The following is a 20,354-nucleotide window of genomic DNA, read 5'->3' as shown; positions in this document are numbered from 1 at the left end:
TGGATCGCTGGCACCTTCAACAGACGACTCTCTCGTACGATGGCGGAAGGTTCTCGTCGGCAAATGACCGGCTTAGCTAAGGCAGCGCTTCTTGTATTTGCTCCCGCTACCGCACGGGCACGGGTCATTTCGGCCGGCCTTTTTTTCTCGGCTGCGCGCACTCAGTAACGCGCTCAGTGCCTGTTCGATCGGTATCGGAACTGCCATGTCTCGAGTTCTCTCATTCATGTCCTGGTCTTCGGTCCATGGATATGTCAGCGAAACCCCGAACCGCACATCCGGTCCCGTCGAACTCATACACAGGCCAAACCACCTTTCTGCTTTCTCCCTGTATTTACGCAGTTTGCAGTGAGATTTCAGACGAGGTCCAGCCACATGTACGGGCTCGTCCGTGCATTGGAACGTGATGCCAAAGCCTTCCTTGAAAGCGAACGTCGCGTCATGTATCTGGCCGTCTGCTCGAGTACGTGCTGCCTGTCGGTTTATTGCGCTACTCATCTCGATAACGGCCTCCTCGCTCATCGCAAGGAGCCTGAAACCCGGTCGATTGTTGCTGATTCCGGCCGCACCTCGACCTCCTTAACCACGCGACCAATTGTCGTGTCGGCGAAGCGCGTCAAGACGCCGTCCGCAGTAGCAGCACCCTGCACGCCGTCACGACGAACCGCCATCGCGAGGTCAAGTCCTGCTGAAAAATCGTCGGCGAGGTGCATAAGACCGACTTCAGGATCGACCCAGAGGTTCTTCTCATGCCTACTCCGAGGTAGCGATATGTGGCGTTGGCGCGTCGCTATTCGCTGACTTCGCAACGTGGTCGAGCCTCGAAGGACGTACGCTTTCGAGGTCAATAAGCACGGCAGATGAGCGATTGCATCGCTATCTGCGTTCTACGGACTGGCCATATAGGTGCGTGGTCTGAAGCACTCACACATCTGCCAGGATGCCGCCCGTGCCCCCAAAGCTCCGTGAGCCTGCAGCGGCGCATGCAGTCCGCCTCAATTTGTCCAAAGGCGTTCGTAGTCTTTCTCGCGAAATGTTCCAGTTAGCAAGTCAATGAATGTCCGCACTTTTGCCGATAGATGCTTCCTGCTTGGATAAGCGAGGTTGATCGTCAGTCGTGGCAGATCCCATTGATCCAGGACAGGAATGAGTCTCCCTGCTTTAACATCGTCATATACGATGTACTTCGGCTGCACAAGAATCCCTAGGCCGGAAAGCGCAGCAGTACGCAGAACCTGACCGTCGTTCGACTCCATAAGGCCATCTACGGCAACTGTCGACGTCTCGTCGCAGCGCGTGAACTTCAGCTCTCGATAGTTTTTGGACAACGTGTAGTTGAGGATCTTGTGCTCAAGAAGCTGCTCAGGGCATTCCGGCGCACCATTCAGTCGGAGATATTCGGGTGATGCCGTGAGTATCCGACGTGTCTCCGCAAGACGACGGATTGTGATTGAGGAATCGTTCTCATATTCACGCGTACGGACCGCCAGGTCGATGCTGTTGTCGATGATGTCGAGATACCGATTTGCGGTCTCTACATGCACCGATACGTCAGGGTACAACCGCGTATATTCGGGTATCAACGGTGCGATATGCAAGATGCTAAAAGATAGGGATGCCGTGATCCGCAATGTCCCGGTCGGCTTGACGTTACTTGCCTGCGCCGCCGAATCAGATTCCTTGGCATCCTGAAGAATAGCTTTGGTACGTTCAACATATTCACGGCCGATTTCCGTGAAATAGAGTCTGCGCGTACTGCGCTCGACCAGCCTCACACCCAGTCGATCTTCCAGACTCGACAGATAGCGGGTAGCTGCAGGATTCGACATCCCGAGCGCCTCTGCGGCGCGACTCAAGCTTCCCAGTTCGGCCGTTTTTGCGAGCAGTTCGAGTTCTGTCCATCGATCCATAAGTCTCCTCCCATCTTGTCTATCACGGGATTTTTCTTTCGAACCAGGTCTCAAATTGTCCGTCCATGGACTGACAGCAAACAACGACGTAGGTTCACGCATACTGCGCCGGTTGGTCTACATGTGCTCGCTGCCGTGGCCGGGATGTCAACGGTTGTCGACCCGCTTCAGAAACGGTCGAATATCAACGGTCTTCCAGATGCCGGCCTCGTTAAACGGATCGGCTTGATTGAAGCTACGCACCTCCTCGATCGAATCGGATTCGTACAGGAAAAAGCTGCCAATCATCGTCTGATTATCCTCAGCGACGACGGGGCCGGATACGAGGGTCTTTACTGGTGACGTCGCTAGGTAAGCCTTGTGCGCATCATAGTTTGCAAGCCGCTTCTCGACCATTCCATCATGGTCAAGGCAGTAAACAATATAGTTCATTTGTAATCTCTCCGATTTGTCAGAATTGAAGGTCGTTCAACATGCCTTCGCCCGTTATTCGCCCACGTTGACCAGAATTTTCAGGTGATGGCCGGCTGGATCAAGCAGGGCTTCAAAGCCGTCGCGGACAACGTTGTCCATGTCGATTTGAGCGGTCGCCACTTTCTCCACCGGCAGGACGCCGCTCTCGATCATCGCCGCAACCCGAGGGAAGCTGTAGGTCGGGAAGCACCATGTGGCTTCAACCGTAATGTCCTTCAGCGCCCATTTCATCGCGTCGACGGTCGCAGGTTTCGAATGCAACCCCGCCTGGACCACGACGCCTTGCGGACGAACCACATCTACACAGGCGTTCAAGGATTTCTCAAGCCCAACGCATTCAATCGCCGCATCGACACCTACACCTTCCTCGGTCTGGTCGCGAATTGCCTCATACAGGTCCGTCTTCGACGGATCGATCGTGATGCAGTCGGGGACGAGCTCGGCCGCTTTCCTCAGTCGGTTCGGATTAACTTCCGCGACAAAAATCTTCGACGCGCCAGCTGCCTTGGCGCCGAGCAGAGCCAAGGCGCCGATTGGACCGAGTCCCGAAATGAGCACCGTCGAACCGGTCGTGACGCGGCCCCGATCCAGCGCATACAGGGAAACCGCAGTCGGCTCCAGCATCGCTGCCTGCGCGTCGGTCAGTTTCTTGGGTACCGGGATTGCGTTATATCCCTTTACAACCGCCTGCTGGCCCATCCCGCCCCACTTCCACGAAAGGCCAATGCAGGCCTGACAGGGACTCAGATGAAACAGTCCTCGACGCCCAAAATAGTCATCACGAGGCGAGACGAGTGGCTGCACAGAGATTCTGTCGCCTGGCGCGACGTGCTTTATCCCGCGACCCACGTCCATCACTTCCGCGGAGAACTCGTGACCGAGAATCTGCGGAAGCGTAGCGCCGCTGTATACGTGCGGGGTCTTCGGTGTAACGATCGGTCCGCCGATATATTCGTGTAAGTCCGTGCCACAAATTCCGCATACCAGTGGGCGCACCAAGACATCGTCGTCAGCCAGCGGCTTTTCGGGCGCGGCTACTTCTTCGACACGAATGTCGCGCTTGCCATGAAATCGAACTGCTTTCATAAATCTCCTCCATCAGTGGAACGTAAGTTGGTAAAGCGATGGTTGATCCATCTGCCCCGCCCTTGGTTGCCGAAATCTCGCTAGTTGTTGTTATCAACTTTTCATAAAGCCCATGTGCGCGGTTGAGCGCCATCGAAGGCATCCTGCAGCAGCCTTCTGATCTTTTCCCTGTCAACAGGCTGCGGATTCCAGTACGGATTGGATGCCGCTATGTCAGCCGCGCGATCAAGGTCGTCTTGGCGCATTCCGATGTCCTTCAGCGACAGCGGCGCGCCAACCTCCTTCGCGAACTCGTGCATGCCTGTTGCCGCGTCCGCGGCTTTGAGTGCACGCGCGATCCTTTTCATTGCCTCTGGTGAGGCATTCCTGTTGTAGGCCAAAGCGTGCGGCAAGATGATCGTATGAGTTGGCGCGTGCGGCAGATTGAAGCTCCCGCCCACGGTATGGCACAGCTTATGGTGGAGAGCCATGCCGACATTTCCAAGAACAATGCCGCACAACCAGGAGCCATAGAGCGCCTTCGACCGCGCCGCGACGTCCGAAGGGTCAGCGACGATAGCCGGTAGCGCTTCCGCCAGCGCACTGATGCCTTCTTCTGCCATCATGCTCGTCACGGGATTGCTATCGCGTGCATACAACCCTTCGGCGGCATGGGCGATCGCATTGATACCGCTGGTGACCGACAGGCCGACTGGCAACGTCGTAGTCAATGTCGGATCGTAAATGACCGTTTTTGGCAGCACCTTGATGTCGGTGCCGGTGCGCTTCAAGGAAGCCTCTGTGATGCCGAAGATAGGCGTCATCTCGCTTCCCGAGTAGGTCGTCGGTATGGCGAGAATTGGTAACTCGGATTCGAGTGCGATTGCTTTTCCAAGCCCGATCGCCGATCCACCACCCACGACAACGGCGCAATCCGCATTTAGGCGACGCGCGACCGCGAGTGCCTCACGCGCCAGCTCGATGGGAACATGCATGACAGCACGATCAAACAGGCCGGCACATCGCTGCCCAAGGCGCTGCGCTATATGCGCCCCGGTATCTTTCTGCTCGGGACTACAAATAACAAGTGCCCGTTCGGCGTTTAAGGCGAGAACTTCTCTCTCGAGGTGATTCAATGAACCCTCGCCGAAGACCACTCTCGATGCGCGTGCCTGGTATACGAATTCAAGCGATTCCATGACCCAGTCTCTATAGAAAAATTTCGCCCAACTTCATCTGTTGTCGTAGAAGGTCAGCGTCGGGTTCGGGGATGCCAAAGCACGCTCAATGGACTCGTCCCCGTGTTCGGCCTCTACAACTCTGCCGGCGACGCGCTGTCGAATGCGCAAATCTGCCCGGTATTTCTGTTACACCTAGTTTGCTGCGGGGTTGAGTACAAAATCGTATTGAAGCGTGTAAAAGGCGTTGTGCATTTGGGTGCCATCTGGAGCGACGCCGGCGTCGTGCCGGACCCAGTCGGCGATCAATGACGATCGCACGCCGAAGACCGCATCCGAATCGAGGTATTTGTCGCCGTCACGGAAGACATGCGTCACCAGCGTTTCGTAGCCGGGCGCCTCAATCATGAAGTGGAGGTGGGCAGGCCGCCACGGATGCCGGCCCAATGCTTCCAGCATCCGTCCCACCGGACCATCGTGCGGGATTGGGTACGCAACGGCCAAAATAGAGCGAAAATTGAAACTACCGTCGGCCGCGCTCCTCAGCCTGCCACGCGCTTGATGTTCGGGCGCGGAATTAGGTTCGGGAGGCCTCTGGACATCGTAGAAACCTTCGTCGTCCGACTGCCACACGTCGATTTTGGCTGCCGAAATCGGCAATCCGTCCAACCCGAGAACTCGGCCACTTACAAAGCATGGCTCACCAGACGCACCGTTGGAGATGTCGTCTCCGTTCTTGTACTCTGGCGCGCCATCAACGAAGAAAGGACCGAAGACGGTCGCCTCTGTACATTCCGGAGGCTTTTTGTTGTTCTGCGCAGTCACGAGCATTGACAGTCCCAAGGTATCCGACAGGAGAATAAATTCCTGCCTCTTGTCGTCCGTGATATGTCCGACCTCGGTCAGAAAGCGAATCGCGTGAAACCATTCGTCTTCCGTGAGTTTGACTTCGCGAGCAAACGCATGCAGGTGATGGACAAGACTGTTCATGACCGTGCGGAGTCTTGCATTTCCCGAGTCACGCATCGATTCGACAACCGCTTGGGTAATCGTATTTTCGTTGATGTTGCGCATGGGCGTCTCCGCGCTTGATGAGTATTTCAAAGACCGGGTCTTCAGGTACTGCGGCGGTGTCGTGCCGTGTGAGTCCCGGTGCCTGGGGTGCGAGGTCCGGCCGTATCGGCCCCAGCCGTACGACCGACCATCTCCATGGGCAAGCTCAGTCGTTCGTGAGCGTCACCTTGATGCATTCGCTCGGCTTGATGTTCAGTGCTTCCACCGCGTCCTTGAGATCGAAACGATGGGTCTGGATGGGCGACAGATCGATCCCGGTTTTTTCGAGGAATCGAATCGCTGCAGGCCAAACGCCCGGCGATCCGATACAACCGCGAACCGTCAGGTTGCGCATCTGGATCTGACCAAGGTTGGACGTCAGCATCCGGTCGATACTGATACCGACCATCGACACTCGTCCTTCTTCGGCCGCAAGCTCGAACACTTTGCTAACCGACGCGTCATGTCCCGAGGCTTCGATAACCAATTCCGCGCCTTTGCCGCCCGTGAGCGCCTTGACCTGCTCAATCACATTATCCGCGGGGTCGAGAACGGCCTCGGCACCGAGCTTCAGAGCAGCTTCTCTACGACGTGCAACCGGGTCGATTACGATGACGCGCGCTCCCATGCCTATAGCTGCCGCAGCCGAACACAGCCCGATCGTTCCACCACCTGACACCACCACGGTTTCGCTGGCATTGGTGCCTCCAGAGCGCATTACCGCGTAGTAGCCGCAGGTGAAAGGCTCGATAAGGGAGCCCGTTGTGTCATCGAGATTGGGGGGAAGCTTGTGAAGCCATTCCGGTGAGACCGCAAAGAATTCACGATCGGCGCCATCCATCGAAAAGCCGAAGTGATGGAGGCGCTCCGGGGTTTCAACGACACATTCGCCCACGACACGATCTCCGACCGCCAGTCCCGATACAAGCTTGCCCACCTCAATGACCTCACCACACCATTCGTGTCCAGGTGTGACCGGATAGGAGATCGGGATGATGTAACGACCGCCAAGCAACTCATAGTCAGAATGGCAAATTCCGACCGCACGAGTGCGGATCATTACTTCGGTGTCTTTCATCTGCGGAACAGGCACGTCTTTGACAACTGGCTGTTCGGGAGCTTCGAATACAAGAGCTTTCATTTCAGTCTCCAAGATGTTTTGAGGACGCCATCAAGCGACGGTCACTACTTGCCCGTTTTGGGCCGATGCGATGATTGCTTCCAGAAGCGCGATGTTTTCAACCATCTCCGAGCCCTTGATCGGATACTCGGTTTCTCCGCGTACTGCGCGGGCGAACGCGACGAGGTTGTCGCGAACCGGCTCAGCGGGAGGCACGTGGCTAACCTCAATGGGCATGCCTGTCGAGGTCTTGGTAACAACCCATCCGTCGGGTGACTCCACATGCGCCTTATCCCGGATGTCGATCCAGCCCTTCGTGCCGAAAACAGCGAATCGCGACACAAAAGGTGTAACAAGCGTGGCGCTTACATATGCGGTCCCACCGTCCTTGAAGCGGACGTGAGCGCTCAGCGTGTCGCCTTGCGGAAAGGACGAGGCTAGGTTTTCACAGACGACGCGGACGTCGCGTGCCGGACCAAGTAGCTTGACTGCAAGGTCAGTGAGGTGAATACCCGTCGCGGTCATGCCAGCTGCCGGCGCATGACTTGCATTCAGCCGCCAGTTGGAGGGATCGAGACTCAGAAACTTGTCATGACTAAAATTCGCTTCGATCTGCAAAATCCTGCCGAGCGATCCATCGGCGGCCGCCGCGAGCATCTGGGCAACCGGCGGCTCGAACCGCCGCTCATGCCCCATCCCTAACACAAGTCCGTGCGATTCGCACGCCTTGACCGCGCGAACAGCACCTTCGCGAGTCAACGCGAGAGGTTTCTCGCAGAAGATGTGCTTGCCCGCCTTAACCGCCAGATCGATCTGCTCCTCATGCAAATCGTGCGGAGTCGCGAGGATAACCGCCTCGACTTCGAGATCAGCTAGAGCCGCCGAGTAATCCGAGAAAAATCGGATGTCGTTCTCTTTGCAGAATGCGGCTGCCGTATCGCCGTACGGCTCCACTGCGGATACGACTTCAAGATCGTCGGCCGCACCTTTCGCGACAGCCACCATCTTCCGGCCCCACCATCCGAGACCAATCATCGCTGCTTTCACCGGTCGTTTTTTCACTTCGCCATCCTAAATGCGTGGATAATTAATTTGGCTCTCAGATCCTGCTTGTTCTTCGATTCCTTTGACTACCTTTAGTGAATACTGCGAGAGTTCATTGCGAACTCACAGAGTTACTTCACTCAAGTTCGCTGCTTGCTCAACTACCTTGATAATTGCTGCATAATCCTCTCCGGCGTAACCTTGCGCCGACGCACTCGATAACAGTTGAGCGGTCAGAGCTGTCAGTCCCAACGGCACGTTAAGCATCTTTCCGGCATCCAGGATGAGACCGACGTCTTTCCGCATCTGCTCGACAGTGAACGTCGCGGTGAAGTCTCGCTTCGACAGCGCGCTAGCCTTGGCTTTCACTATCGGTGAGCCAACGGCACTTGCGTCGATGACTTGCCACATATCGGACCATTCCAATCCACCCTTTCTGCCGAGAGACAGCGCTTCCGCCAGCATTCCGGAGGTCAGCATGATCATGAGGTTGATTGCCAACTTCATTAACCTGGCTTGTTCGCCGTCGCCGAGGTAAAAGCTCTTCTCACCCCAACATTGGAAGATCTTTTTACATGCTTCGAACGCTGGCTGATCACCCGACACCATGATGGTCAGCTTGGCAGCCTCTGCCATGACATTGTTTCCCGATACTGTGCAGCGAAGATAGGTGATGCCCGCGTGCGCCAATTCTTGCGCAACTCTGGCGGAAGCTTCCAGCGACACAGTACTGGCGTCGATGTAGATAGAGCCGGCGTTCGCAGAACGGCAGAGTAGAGCGCTCACCTGTTCGAGCGCTTCGTCGTTGGGCAGCGACGAAATCATCATGGAACTGCTCTTTATCAACTCGTCGACCGCAGACGTAACTGGCAACGCCGCATGGTCTGCCAGAGTCCGACGTTCGGCTGAAGGATCAAAACCGACGACTGCGTGCCCAGCATTTGCAAGATGCAGGGCCATCGGTAGGCCCATCTTGCCTAGGCCGACAAAAGCGATAGCGTTGTCCATGATTTCCTTACCAATTTCTCTGTAGCGGATCTTCGATCCAGTTCACTCGTCGCGATTGTCAATGCGCATCAGGAAACCGTGGATGCTTACCTGCTGCCACACTCCAGCTACAGTGAACGGATCATTCCGATTGAAATTGACCACGTCCTCTTTGCTTCCAGCTTCAAATATGAAGCAACTGCCGATCATCGTTTGCCCATCATCAGACACCAGCGGTCCGGAGATGACCGATTGCACTTTCGCGCTGGCGAGATATTCCCGATGTGCCTCGTAATTTACGAGGCGGCGTTGCAGCGCATCCTCATGATCGAGACAGTGGACGATGAAATGCATTTCCGTCTCCTGTACAGTCCTTGCGACATCACGTGGGTTACGCGATCCGCGACTGGTTGGGCTTTTGATTCGTGACCCTTTGGCGTTAGGTTAGTTGCTGTCGCTCTGGACACCAATCTGCGGCTCATCCAAAATGGACATTTGAGGTCCGCAATGCGCCCAGTTCATGCAAAAACCGCCCAAACTCAGGGAAAACACTAGCGCTCCAGCGATGAATGACCAGGAGTTCCTGAGGATTATTGAGTTCATCGAGAGCACGAGGGCTCCGTTCACCCTGCAGATTCGAGGCATGTCGCCAGATTCCGACTGGGCTCTTACAAGCTACCTGGTGAAGGCAAAGTTGCAACAGCAGGCCGTCTCGATTTCAGATCTCATCAAAGCGTCGGGTCTGACCTACGGAACTGCCCACCGCCGCGTCAACTGTTTGATCGACCAAGGGCTAATTGACGTCGTTCCAGCTTCGCCAACCGGCAAGTCACATTTGTTGTTGCCCAGCCAGACGTTGCTAGAGGGTTTCGAGAGCCTTGCGATTCACGTCAAGTCGATGGTTGCGACGCTCGTCGGGCATCGCGACGACAGCCAGAGCTCGGATCAGTACTACTTCGGCGAGCCACGGGGATCTATAGATGGGTTATTGCCGCCAGCCGATTTGCTGACGTCGCGGGGCGGCACCGGCAAGCGGCTCAGATTCCTGTTCCACGACGACAACTACTTTGTTGCGCTGCGAAACCTGTGGATCGATTTTCGCGCGAACGTGGGGCGCAGCGAGGATTTCGAGCTCGCAAAGCTGCAGGAACTCTACGAGGCTGCGCTGGCAAACGGAGCTCGCAGCGAATCGCAGTTCGACATTGTCACGCTCAACTACCCTTGGCTGGCGGAATTTGCCCGAAAGGAGCTGATTTCTCCCTTGAACATCGACATAAGTGCACCGTCTGCGAATCTGGGCGATTTTCACCCGGTGGCGTTAGAGTGCGTGCGTTATGAGGACCGTCTCTATGGGATGCCGTTGTACGTGACCGTCGAGTCACTGCTAGCACGACGCGACGTGTTCGAGGACAACGCGTTACCTTATCCCACGACGCTGAAGGACCTGCTCTCTGTAGCTCGCCGACTGCATAAGCCGAAGCGGGCGCAGTACGGCCTCGTATGGAATGCTGCGAGAGGAATGCCAGTTGCAAGCGCATTCATGTTTTTTCTGAACGCACACGGTGGCACAGTTATCGCTGATGAGGTGTTGGAGGCGCAGATCCACTCTAAGTCTTCTGGCCGGAAAGGAACTCGCGCCCGTCTTGATAGCAAAGCGGCGCACGCGACGCTTGCGTTCATGCAACAGCTTCTGTCGGTTTCACCACCCGACACTCTCGCCTTCAACTGGGAAGACAGTTTCAACGAATTTATGTCGGGGCGGGCAGCACTGTGTTACGCGTGGTCGATGCGTGCGGCACGTCTGGAGCTAGATTTCCGGTCGAAAGTTAAAGGGAAAGTCGAATTTCTGCCGCATCCAAATGTGCATGGAGTTCGTCGCTCGGTTCCGCTTGGCGGATTCTTTCTTGCCGTACCGAGCAACTTGCCCCCGGAACGGGCAGCGCTTGCTCAACAAGCTATCAGATGGATGACCTCGTCGGAGGCGATGAGGTCGAGCGTTCAGAATGAATTGCCCGTGGCGCCTCGTTTCAGCGTGAGTTCAGACCCTGACCTTAACGTCGTCTCGCCGATCGTCAGTTTCGTCGACAATCTCGCTCGGAACGGCTTGATTTGCAATTCCATGCGGCCTCTCACGCCTGTATACACACGTATTGAGGAGATTCTTGGCGTCGAGATCCACAATGCGTTATGTGGATTGACCTCGCACGTAGATGCCCTGCGGAGCGCGCATACCAAAGTTCAGGACTTGTTGGACTCGTTGTCATCGGACAGCTAGGTTGCCGGCTCAACTGATACTAAGAAGCGTTAACAAGTGCGACGCGTGTCGCCGTCCGCCGGACGTAAATCGGCAATGCAGTGGATGGCAAAGCTCTTCTCAGCCTTGTCACATTCAACAAACTGAATATCGGAGTTTGAAACCGTGACCTGCTGTACGACCAGCAGTTGCCTACGCGGACGTGCGCGACTGGTAACGGTCGGGTTCGAAGCTTCGGGGACAACGTACCCGCCTTACGGGCGATTCACTCGGGTGACGGGAGGGAATCGACACTGCCAGCAGCCGCGCGGTGTCGGGGCCAGGCAAGTTCCGCATGCGCAACGTAAGTGAACTGTTGCAAACCTCGTTAGCTTCGAGGAGCCAAAGCTGCTGAGAGGCTCTGACCAAAACGGTGAATGGCCGGTTACATCCATTTGTTATGGATGTACGTCGTCAAGGCGCCATCGGGGAATTGAACCGCCCCGGCTTTGTCGGAGACTGCCGAGTTTGGCGCTACGCCGCGCGAGCGGGCCTCGCCAGATTCCGATTGTAGACTTTCTCTGCTTCCGCCGGCGACACGTATCCGAGCGGGCCGAGCAATCGATGATGGTTATACCAGTGAACCCATTCGAGCGTGGCGAGCTCGACGTCTTGGAGCGTACGCCATGAACGCCGATGCACAACTTCGGCCTTATACAAGCCGTTGATCGTTTCGGCCAGAGCGTTGTCGTAGGGGTATTCGTCCTTTTCGTGCTAAATCTGGCGGTTTTCCCTTCAGAGCCTGATTTCGCGAACTGCCATCGGATCTGACTTTTGTCTGAACAACCAAAAGCGCCTGCGATACCGTACCCGCCCGCGATTACAGATCGCGCCACCTTGACGGGAGGGAGGAGATGCCAGGCCTGGAATTTCGCTATGTGGGGCAGGATCGCCTGCCCTCCCGACTGTCGGAATTCGACGTGGAGCGCTACTTCGCGTTGACTGACAGCGACATTGCCGCGATCAACGAGCGATTCTGGCGCGATCGCCGAGCTGGCGTTGCCATCCAACTAGTCTTTTTGCGTGCCAGCGGCCACACCCTTGATCATGTCGGCACACTGCCGCGCGCGTTACTGCACTACGTTGGCGAGCGGCTTGGCCTTCCTACCCCGACGATCGCCTCCCTTCACACACTTTATCAACGCTATAAGACGCTGTACGAGCATCAGGTCTGGACCTGCGAATATCTCGGCCTGACGTCGATCGAACCGAACCACTGGGCGGCACTGGAAGAGTGGATGCGACAGGATGCCGCCGAATCACTTACCCTTGAAGAGCTGCTCCAGCACGTCCATTACTGGCTGTATGAGCGTCGCATCCTGATACCCTCCGAGCGGAAATTGCGCGATCTCGGCCGCAAGATCTGGTCGGACCTTGAGCGTGGTCTGCTCGCACTTATCAAAGCAGCAGTCACGGAAACGCAGTTAATGCATGCCGATTCTGTCCTCTCTGCCCAGCATGGGACCTCCGGCATGAGAGTTCTCGAATGGCTGAAGACGCCGCCCGCGCGACACAGCCCGACGACGCTTACCGAAACCCTCGCGAAGGTTCGGTTCCTCAAGGAACTCGGTGCGCACACGTGGGTACTCGACGCCGTGCCGATCGAAAAGCAGCGTGCATACGCGCAGCGCATCCAGGCTCGCCGTCCTGCTAAGGTTCGTGAACTCAAGGAGTCGACCCGCACCATTGAGCTGATTTTTTTCCTGCGGGTCACGCTGCTCGAGTTGACTGACGCCCTCCTCTATCAGGCAGGACGCAGGGTCTCGGACCTTGTGCGGCAGGCTTACGACCGTACGACGGTCCGGCAGGCACGTTCGGCTGTCGAATACCGGCAGCAACTGCTCGCGATCAAGGCGTTGGTTCAGGATGGCAAGCGTCCGGCGCAGGAACGTCTCGACGATATAGGCAAACTGCTGGACGGCCTCGCGGACAAATCACCGGCAAGTCATGCAGCCTACGTACGCGAAGCGCTCACCGACGATCATCACCGCATCCGCAACCTGCTGGGGCCGTTACGCGAGCTAGGCTTCGTAGGCCGCGAAGCAGAACAAAGCCTGCAACAGTTTGAACTTATCGGCACACTGCATGACAGTGGCGCGACCGAATTGCCACCCAACTGCGATGTGCCGGTAAGCGCCGCCTGGCGCGATCTCGTCAAGGGTGACGATCGGGCGCGCGCGTTGCGGGCACTGGAAGCATCGGCAATCACAGGTCTGCGTAAGGGGCTTCGACGCGGCTCGGTCTGGATCAACCACAGCCTGTCGTTCCGGGAGCGTGATCAGTTGCTGATTCCGCCCACGCAATGGGAAAGCGATCGCGAGCGCTATCTGTCGTCGCTCGGGTTGCCGGGGACCGCGGAGCCGTTTCTAGAACGGTTGACGGAACACCTGAAGGCAGGCCTTGCTGCGCTGGAGGAGGCGCGAGAGGCAGATCGCGTGACAATCGGTACCGACGGCGCGTTGCACTTGTCCGCAATCGAGGCATTGCCGACCGACGGCATACCGAAACGCACGCGGGATCTGATATTCAAGGAGATCGGCACCGCGCAGTTCGCCGACATTATCATGGAGACGGATGCCCACACGGGCTTCAGTGAAGTGCTCCGGTCACGCAAGGCGCGCGATGCAAACGAACTCGTCTCGCTGTACGCTGCGCTGATCGCCCACGGCACGGAAATGGACGCGAAGAACGTTGCCGCCATGATCCCGCAGCTGGACCCTGCGCACATTTCGACGGCAATGCGCCTGCTTGAGATGCCCGGTCGGCTGCCGCGTGCAAACGACCGCGTAGTTGAATTCCAGCGCAGCCATCCGATTACGGAACTCTGGGGCACCGGACGGCAGGCATCAAGCGACTCAATGAGTCTTGATACGTCAAGGCACCTCTTTTATGCGCGGGTCGATCCGCGACGTCGCACTCATGCGGTGGGTATGTATACGCACGTGCTGGACCAGCACGGCATCGTTTATAACCAGCCGATTGTGCTAAACGAACGTCAGGCTGGAGTCGCGATCGAGGGTGTGATCCGTCACAACGAGAACCGTGACGACGGCGGGTTGCTGCGACTTTCGGTAGACACGCATGGGTACACGAATGTAGGAATGGCGGTGTCGAAGCTCCTCGGTTTCGATCTATGCCCGCGGCTTCGCAACCTCTCGGAACGCAAACTGTATTTGCCCCGACGAGTGGCCGCTCCCGACGGGCTGGTATCGGTCGTTGCCTACGAAATATCCATCAAGGCAATTCGGGATGGCTGGGAGGAACTGCTGCGCGTCGTCGCGTCGATTCATTCGGGACGCGTGAGCGCAAGTGTCGCTTTGCAGCGATTCGGCAGCGCCGCGCAGGGTGACCCGGTGTACCGGGCGGCGGACCACCTTGGCAAGCTACTGCGCACGCTATTCCTGTGCGATTACTTTAGCAACCTGGAGTTTCGTCGCGAAATGCATACGTTGCTTAACCGCGGCGAATCCGTTCATCAGCTGCAGCGCGCGATCTATACCGGCAAGATCGCGCCTGAGCGCGGACGGCGCCGCGACGAAATGATTGCAATATCCGGCTCGTTGACGTTGCTGACAAACCTGGTAATTGCGTGGAACACGCAGCGGATGCAGACCACTCTTGATGACTGGCAACGCAAAGGACAGGGAATTGACGACGACTGGTTGCGGCGGCTGGGGCCGGCGCACTTCGCACATGTCAATTTCCGCGGTACGTTGAGCTTTCCGATTGACCGTTATCGCGACATGCTACTGGATGCGGCACGTTGGCAGCGTACGGCCGGATAGTGAAGCGGCGCGGCAGAACCAGTGACGATGAACCTCGATACTGGACTCGTCGTACCGCAGAGGGAGATCAGGCAGTTCAACTTGGGCAATGCGCGTCTGGTCGCCAAGGCGCGCGCTGAGCCGAAGCGTGGACCCGAACGGCGGGCGCATGGTGCGGATTTGCTTGTCACCTTCGAACCTGCGCTCGCCGTACGGCCCGATGAAAGCGCCAGATTTTGCGTTAAGGCGCCGACCTTCGGAAAAATTGACGACCGCATACGACTTTGATTTTTAAAGAAAAAGCCAGGAAAACCGCCAGATTTAGCACGAAAAGGACGAATACCCCGGCTCGCCCGCTTCGCCGATACGAAAACCACGTTCGACAACTACCGCAAGGAAGCCGAACGCCTGCTGCTGTGGTCCGTGCTCCAGATGGGCAAACCGCTGTCGTCGCTGACCCACGAGGACCTGCTCGTCTACCAGCACTTTCTTGCCGATCCCCAGCCCGCCGCGCGGTGGACCGCTGACGGCGGACGCAAGCATCCGCGCCACGATCCGCGCTGGCGCCCGTTCTACGGCCCGCTGTCCGGAGCCAGCCAGCGCCAGGCCATGGTGATCCTCAACGTCATGTTTGCGTGGCTCGTGCAGGCCGGGTATCTGGCCGGCAATCCGCTGTCGCTGTCGCGTCAGCGCGCCCGACGGGCCAGGCCGCGCATCGTCCGGTATCTGTCGCCCGAGCTGTGGCTCGAGGTCAAGACCTGGATTCAGGGCATGCCCGTGCAGACAGCTCGCGAGCGCGAACACCACGCACGCGTGCGCTGGCTCTTTACCCTGCTCTATCTGGGCGGTCTGCGCATCACGGAAGTCGGCACGAACACAATGGGACGGTTTTTCCGGCGCGCTGACGAAAACGGCACGGATCGCTGGTGGCTCGAAGTGATGGGCAAAGGTGGCAAGGAGCGGCTGGTGCCCGCCACCGCAGAAATGATGACGGAACTGGGCACCTACCGGCGGGCACGCGGACTGCCCGCCCTGCCCTCGCCGGGCGAGGACACGCCGCTCGTGCTGCCAATTGGCCGGTCGCTCAAACCGCTCACGCGCGCAGCGTTGCACCGGATCGTGAAGGATGTCTTTAACGGTGCGGCGCAATCCCTGCGCGCACGTGGTGAAGACCATGCGCCGCGCGCGGACCGCCTCGAGCAGGCGTCGGCACACTGGCTGCGTCACAGCGCCGGGTCCCACATGGCGGACCAGCAGGTCGATCTGCGACTCGTGCGCGACAACCTCGGGCATGCGTCACTGACGACGACCAGTCAGTATCTTCACGTCGACGACGATCGCCGGCACCGCGAGACCGACGAGAAACACCGCATTGACTGGTAATGAGAAGTACCCGATGGCAGCCATAACTCACCACCACCTGCCGGCTGATCTGGACAGCGTCGGTGGTGAGCCTGAACTGGCTCACCCGGGCGCAGGCGGAGTTTTCTTCCGGCGACCGCAATGATGCGGCGGCGTCCGTCCGCAAATGCCTTGGGCAAGCGGATCTGGTCAGCGTCTGGCGGCAACCAGAATGGCACCTCGGGCGCGTCCCGCGTAATCGCACAGGCGACCTCGCCGCGATGCCCGGTCAGGCGAAATGAAATTTCATGTCGGTCTGCCGCAGTGGAGATTGCGCCTGCGTATGCTGGAGGCAAGGTTTGCGGTTGAGGGAGACGCAGACGTGCCAGACGGTTAGTTGCATGTTTGTATCGACACGGACTTCCAGAGTGAGCCTTTATGGGAGACGACATTCACAACCATGCGAAAGCGCGCTCGCCTGATACTGCGTGCCGCTGTCGAAGACGGCGCTCATCCACCCTATCGGGTGCCAGGTGAGGCGCCATTTAGATTTGCGTTCGCGTTGGGTGATCGGCGGTACTCGACCCCTGACGAGACATTCGACCTTCAGAGTTGTAGCCGGCGGCTCACAGACCCGGATCGGTCATCGGGGGCGGTTTCGCGCAGCTTGGCACAGTCGTCGACATTGCCGTGGTGCATCTCTTTGAGAGGGGGCATTTGTCCGACAACGGCTCTTCGCATTGGCGGCGATATGAGTTAAGAATCCCCGAATTTTGACTACACTTGATAACACTATTGAGAAGCCGGTCTGCCGCACCTAAGTTCCCCCAACTCCTTCTCGTGCATACGCGTTGCCAGGTGAGGCAGCCCACCAGTCCAGCGGCAGCGCGCAACACGTGCTTTCCCGTCTCTGTAGAACCTGTGAAACTGATCTTGGCGATGTCGGGATGATTGGTCAGCAGCGGGCCAAGTTCATTGCCGCCCGAAACAACCGACAGCACGCCTGGCGGCAGGACGGATTGCGCAATCTGCCCAAAGCGCAGTGCTGACAACGGAGTAAAGGGCGAAGGCTTGATCACCATGGTGTTGCCAGTAATCAGCGCAGGCGCCACCTTCCAAAGTGCAAGCAGCACCGGAAAATTCCACGGTGTGATGGCACCGATCACGCCGAGCGGCGTATGGTGCAGCTCGACAAGATGTTCTTCGGTCTCCTCGACGATCTCGACCGGAATTCGACGGGCGGCAATCTGACGAATCCACGAGATAGACTGATCGACCTCCGGCTCCGCCATGGTTGATTACGTCAAAGCTATCTTGCGACTTCACAAGATTACCAGCGATGCTGAGGTAATACGGGCCGTTGAAAATGCCAACGGACTGAACTGCTTGTGGTAATGCAGACATGAATTGTTCTCCAAGGTATGGACGCTGAGGTGCCGTTGCCGCGAATCCCTGCAACAAACCGGCGCGGTTTTTCGGCGCTTGGTAGGATTACTTAATTTAAAAAATATAATGTTTTTTCAGTCAGCCGTTAGTACGGAAAACGCCGGCTGGGTGCTTACGCTGGGCCGCTCCTGCATTCTTTCGTACCACGCCAGCAGCGCGGTGCACTCGGCTGGCACTGGCAGCTTCACGATAGAAGCGAAGACCAGGCCGCCGATTACGGTGATGTCCGCCATCGAAAATTCGATGCCGGCAACGTACGGCTGGTTTCGTAGAACAGCATCGAAGTAATGCATTCCGCGCAGGGCCTTGTCGCGCTGCCTGAATCCCCATTCGGGGTTCTGGTACAGCTCGACCTGCGGCCCCAGCCCCGGCGTCCCGTGATGGAAATACACGCTTATTGCGTCGAGCAGTTCCAGTTCGGCACGCTTGCTCATCATGTGGATCAAGCCTTTTTCGAGCGGCGCCCTGCCAGTCAGCGTCGGCACGCCATCGAGTCCATCAAGGTACTCCGTGATGGCCGTGCACTCGGCAATGCAGGTCCCGTCATCGAGTTCGAGCACCGGCAGCGTGCCCGAGTAGTTCTTGCTCGCCATGAATTCGGGCTTCTTGTGCTCACCCGCATACAGATCGACCAGCACGAACCGCACTCCCGAGTGCAGATTCTTCTCCGCCAACGCAATGCGAACACGCGTCGGATACGGCCCTTGCGGGAAGTCATAAATTGTCATCGTCGACAACTGATTGTCATTGATGCTCGTCGCAATAGCACTCATTTGGCTTTCCTTCCGCAGTTGTGTCGTGACGAACGGCTTTGTCTACCTAACGTTCGTTAGGTTTACGATATGCGTTATAATCCGGGTTGTCAACACTGAGTAGTCGATGCGGAGAACCGTACAAGTGAGGAACGAATCGAACACAGGCTCCAGGGAGCGGATCCTTGGGGCGGCCACGAAGATTGCTCAGGCCCACGGCTATTGTGGGTTGAATTTTCGTGATCTCGCGCAAGACGTCGGTATCAGACCCGCTAGCATCTATCACCACTTCACGAACAAGGCCGACCTCGGTGCAGCGGTGGCAAGACGCTATTGGGAGGACTCGGCGGCGGTTCTTGAAGCCCTCCAGGCGGAATCCCCGGACCCGTTACACTGCCTGCACCGCTATCCCGAAACGTTTCGGAAGGCGCTGGAAAACGCAAATCGCATCTGCTTGTGCAGCTTCATGGCTGCCGAAAGCGACGACCTTCCCGGTGAAGTGATGAAAGAAGTCCGAACCTTCGCTGAGGTGCACATTGCCTGGCTGAGCAAGGTTCTCTCAGCGGCGGAGGTTGTTGACTCAAAAGGGAGTGATGAACGGGCCCGCGCTATCTTCGCCGCCGTAGCTGGCGCACAGCTCATTGCGAGGAGCCGTTCGGACGTCTCCCTCTACGACACATTGATCGACGGCTATCGTGCGGCCGGTCTACTTCCTGCCTAGCACGCTTATGAATTGCGTGATACACCCTCGCCCCGCATTGTTGCCGCAACTGGGGCGGTTCTTGCGTGAAGATACACCGGTGCTCGCGAACTGGTTTCGTTGGCTGAACCAGGGGTGGCGACGCTGATCGGATGAACCGCTTCCAAAAGCTGCAGGAGCGCCTGCGCGCCTTCCCGGTTATCGGCTTGCGTAGTCATGTTCCCCCTGATGAGCTGGAGTGCCGTATATCATCCTATTAGGGACACTTGGCTCTGGACTTCGCAGATGCAAGATCATAGGCCCGGGGGGCTCGGACGCCAGCGGCGCTACTCGCAGCTCTCGCCAGCGACGGTTGACCGCAGCCAATGAGACGTTCGGTAGGTCGCGCTTTTGGAATGGTTTGTGACTGTTTGTAGCCGCGCACCGCCTCATACGAACCGCATCGGCGGCTCGACCTCCCTCGGTCTCGATCGACAACACGCGACCCGTTGCAGCCCATCGTCGTGAACTGGTCAACGTCCGCTTTTTCGGAGAGAAAATTGCCAGGCCCAACTCACCGCAATGGCGAATTGATGGTCGGTATCCAGATAGTGGACGTCGCCTCATAGAAATTCTCAGGCCCGCCTTTAGGTGGCCAGATTCCATCAGCGAAAGACTTTGCACGTATCGCGATGCGTTCATCCAGGCTTTCCCAAGGCCATATGTGCGTGATCCGCGGCACGCCGTCAAGCGCGTACATGTTGACTGTCAGACGGGACCGTTTTGACCGTTCAGGCATCGCGGCCTCCCACGCCTCAATAGTAGGCGCCAGTCCACCTGGTCTTAGCCAGTAGGTACGAAACTCGTAGTACCTGCCGAACGAACCCGCCTCGACGGGGGGAAGGAAAGGAAAGCCGGCGTAGCTCTCCATCTCAATCGTACACGTGCCGTTGGCCGCCCCGAACGGGTTGGCATGATGTAACGCACGCGTTCGTTCCTGAGACAGTTCCCCGGCATCGACGAACCTTCGCAGAATACGCACGCTGCCTAGTCGCCCGTTCTCCGAAGTCCATGTGCCAAGCCAGCACCCCGCAGTTTTGGGATGATTGAGGTAAACCTCCGCATTCGCGATCACCTCCGGCAGCTTCAGAATATGCGACGACAAGGTAACCAGTTCGTAGAACATGTCAAATTCTCCTGAGTCCGTGAAGGGTCATCAGACGACCGCTACAAAGGAGGCTAGACTTG

Annotated in this window: 19 protein-coding genes and 2 pseudogenes; 6 read left to right on the top strand and 15 right to left on the bottom strand. The window is 57.5% G+C overall.

Annotated elements, in window-relative coordinates; translation table 11 throughout:
• Positions 1–72: 72 nt before the first annotated feature.
• The 11 genes from B0G74_RS47050 to B0G74_RS34115 form a co-directional block, all read right to left on the bottom strand.
• Entirely contained in the window at positions 73–207 is a 135-nt protein-coding gene (locus B0G74_RS47050) for an SEC-C metal-binding domain-containing protein (protein ID WP_243658485.1), read from the bottom strand.
• A 311-nt stretch (positions 208–518) separates the two neighbouring features.
• Positions 519–713: a hypothetical protein gene (locus B0G74_RS46280; RefSeq protein ID WP_207915751.1), complete on the bottom strand. Its 195-nt coding sequence runs from the start codon at positions 711–713 to the stop codon at positions 519–521.
• A 282-nt stretch (positions 714–995) separates the two neighbouring features.
• Positions 996–1,910, bottom strand: coding sequence for a LysR family transcriptional regulator (locus B0G74_RS34155; protein WP_132380586.1), 915 nt, complete (start codon positions 1,908–1,910; stop codon positions 996–998).
• A gap of 147 nt (positions 1,911–2,057) precedes the next feature.
• Positions 2,058–2,342, bottom strand: coding sequence for a YciI family protein (locus B0G74_RS34150; protein ID WP_132380584.1), 285 nt, complete (start codon positions 2,340–2,342; stop codon positions 2,058–2,060).
• Between the two features lie 54 nt (positions 2,343–2,396).
• Positions 2,397–3,470 (bottom strand): zinc-binding dehydrogenase, encoded by a 1,074-nt coding sequence (locus B0G74_RS34145; RefSeq protein WP_132380582.1) that lies wholly within the window; start codon positions 3,468–3,470, stop codon positions 2,397–2,399.
• Positions 3,471–3,571: 101 nt separating this feature from the next.
• Positions 3,572–4,648, bottom strand: coding sequence for a maleylacetate reductase (locus B0G74_RS34140; protein ID WP_132380580.1), 1,077 nt, complete (start codon positions 4,646–4,648; stop codon positions 3,572–3,574).
• Positions 4,649–4,822: 174 nt separating this feature from the next.
• Entirely contained in the window at positions 4,823–5,701 is an 879-nt protein-coding gene (locus B0G74_RS34135) for an intradiol ring-cleavage dioxygenase (protein WP_132380578.1), read from the bottom strand.
• A gap of 145 nt (positions 5,702–5,846) precedes the next feature.
• Positions 5,847–6,821, bottom strand: coding sequence for a zinc-binding dehydrogenase (locus tag B0G74_RS34130; protein ID WP_132380576.1), 975 nt, complete (start codon positions 6,819–6,821; stop codon positions 5,847–5,849).
• 30 nt (positions 6,822–6,851) lie between these two features.
• On the bottom strand, positions 6,852–7,862 hold the full coding sequence (locus B0G74_RS34125; protein ID WP_207915750.1) for a Gfo/Idh/MocA family oxidoreductase: 1,011 nt from the start codon (positions 7,860–7,862) through the stop codon (positions 6,852–6,854).
• Positions 7,863–7,967: 105 nt separating this feature from the next.
• Positions 7,968–8,852 carry an NAD(P)-dependent oxidoreductase gene (locus tag B0G74_RS34120; protein ID WP_132380574.1) on the bottom strand — a complete coding sequence of 295 codons (885 nt, stop codon included), beginning with the start codon at positions 8,850–8,852 and terminating at the stop codon, positions 7,968–7,970.
• Positions 8,853–8,894: 42 nt separating this feature from the next.
• Positions 8,895–9,185: a YciI family protein gene (locus B0G74_RS34115; protein ID WP_132380572.1), complete on the bottom strand. Its 291-nt coding sequence runs from the start codon at positions 9,183–9,185 to the stop codon at positions 8,895–8,897.
• Between the two features lie 166 nt (positions 9,186–9,351).
• Between B0G74_RS34115 and B0G74_RS34110 the strand changes: the two genes are divergently transcribed.
• On the top strand, positions 9,352–11,106 hold the full coding sequence (locus B0G74_RS34110) for an extracellular solute-binding protein (RefSeq protein ID WP_132380570.1): 1,755 nt from the start codon (positions 9,352–9,354) through the stop codon (positions 11,104–11,106).
• A gap of 492 nt (positions 11,107–11,598) precedes the next feature.
• Here B0G74_RS34110 and B0G74_RS34105 read toward each other — a convergent pair.
• Positions 11,599–11,817: pseudogene (locus B0G74_RS34105) on the bottom strand (integrase core domain-containing protein); the annotation flags it as partial.
• A gap of 161 nt (positions 11,818–11,978) precedes the next feature.
• Between B0G74_RS34105 and B0G74_RS34100 the strand changes: the two are divergent.
• The 4 genes and pseudogenes from B0G74_RS34100 to B0G74_RS45975 all read left to right on the top strand — a co-directional run bounded on the left by B0G74_RS34100 (position 11,979) and on the right by B0G74_RS45975 (position 16,531).
• Positions 11,979–14,909 carry a Tn3 family transposase gene (locus tag B0G74_RS34100; protein WP_132380568.1) on the top strand — a complete coding sequence of 977 codons (2,931 nt, stop codon included), beginning with the start codon at positions 11,979–11,981 and terminating at the stop codon, positions 14,907–14,909.
• A gap of 27 nt (positions 14,910–14,936) precedes the next feature.
• The gene (locus tag B0G74_RS34095; protein ID WP_132380566.1) at positions 14,937–15,176 is read left to right on the top strand and encodes a hypothetical protein; all 240 of its coding nucleotides are present in this window, start codon (positions 14,937–14,939) and stop codon (positions 15,174–15,176) included.
• A gap of 60 nt (positions 15,177–15,236) precedes the next feature.
• A pseudogene (locus tag B0G74_RS34090) lies at positions 15,237–16,271 on the top strand (tyrosine-type recombinase/integrase); the annotation flags it as partial.
• A gap of 62 nt (positions 16,272–16,333) precedes the next feature.
• The gene (locus B0G74_RS45975) at positions 16,334–16,531 is read left to right on the top strand and encodes a hypothetical protein (protein WP_165923981.1); all 198 of its coding nucleotides are present in this window, start codon (positions 16,334–16,336) and stop codon (positions 16,529–16,531) included.
• A gap of 324 nt (positions 16,532–16,855) precedes the next feature.
• Here B0G74_RS45975 and B0G74_RS47045 read toward each other — a convergent pair whose 3' ends face one another.
• On the bottom strand, positions 16,856–17,521 hold the full coding sequence (locus B0G74_RS47045; RefSeq protein ID WP_243658445.1) for an aldehyde dehydrogenase family protein: 666 nt from the start codon (positions 17,519–17,521) through the stop codon (positions 16,856–16,858).
• Between the two features lie 228 nt (positions 17,522–17,749).
• Positions 17,750–18,448: a glutathione S-transferase gene (locus B0G74_RS34075; protein ID WP_132380562.1), complete on the bottom strand. Its 699-nt coding sequence runs from the start codon at positions 18,446–18,448 to the stop codon at positions 17,750–17,752.
• A gap of 124 nt (positions 18,449–18,572) precedes the next feature.
• On the opposite strand from B0G74_RS34075, the gene B0G74_RS34070 reads away from it, so the two are divergent.
• Positions 18,573–19,148 carry a TetR/AcrR family transcriptional regulator gene (locus B0G74_RS34070; RefSeq protein ID WP_132380560.1) on the top strand — a complete coding sequence of 192 codons (576 nt, stop codon included), beginning with the start codon at positions 18,573–18,575 and terminating at the stop codon, positions 19,146–19,148.
• 532 nt (positions 19,149–19,680) lie between these two features.
• Here B0G74_RS34070 and B0G74_RS34065 read toward each other — a convergent pair.
• Complete coding sequence (locus B0G74_RS34065; RefSeq protein WP_132380558.1) at positions 19,681–20,292, bottom strand: NIPSNAP family protein; 612 nt, start codon at positions 20,290–20,292, stop codon at positions 19,681–19,683.
• Positions 20,293–20,354: the final 62 nt, after the last annotated feature.

The sequence above is a fragment of the Paraburkholderia sp. BL9I2N2 genome (assembly GCF_004339745.1).
Lineage (GTDB): Bacteria > Pseudomonadota > Gammaproteobacteria > Burkholderiales > Burkholderiaceae > Paraburkholderia.
The sequence above is the reverse complement of the archived record's forward strand: the minus strand, read 5'-3'. Positions and strand labels throughout refer to the sequence as shown.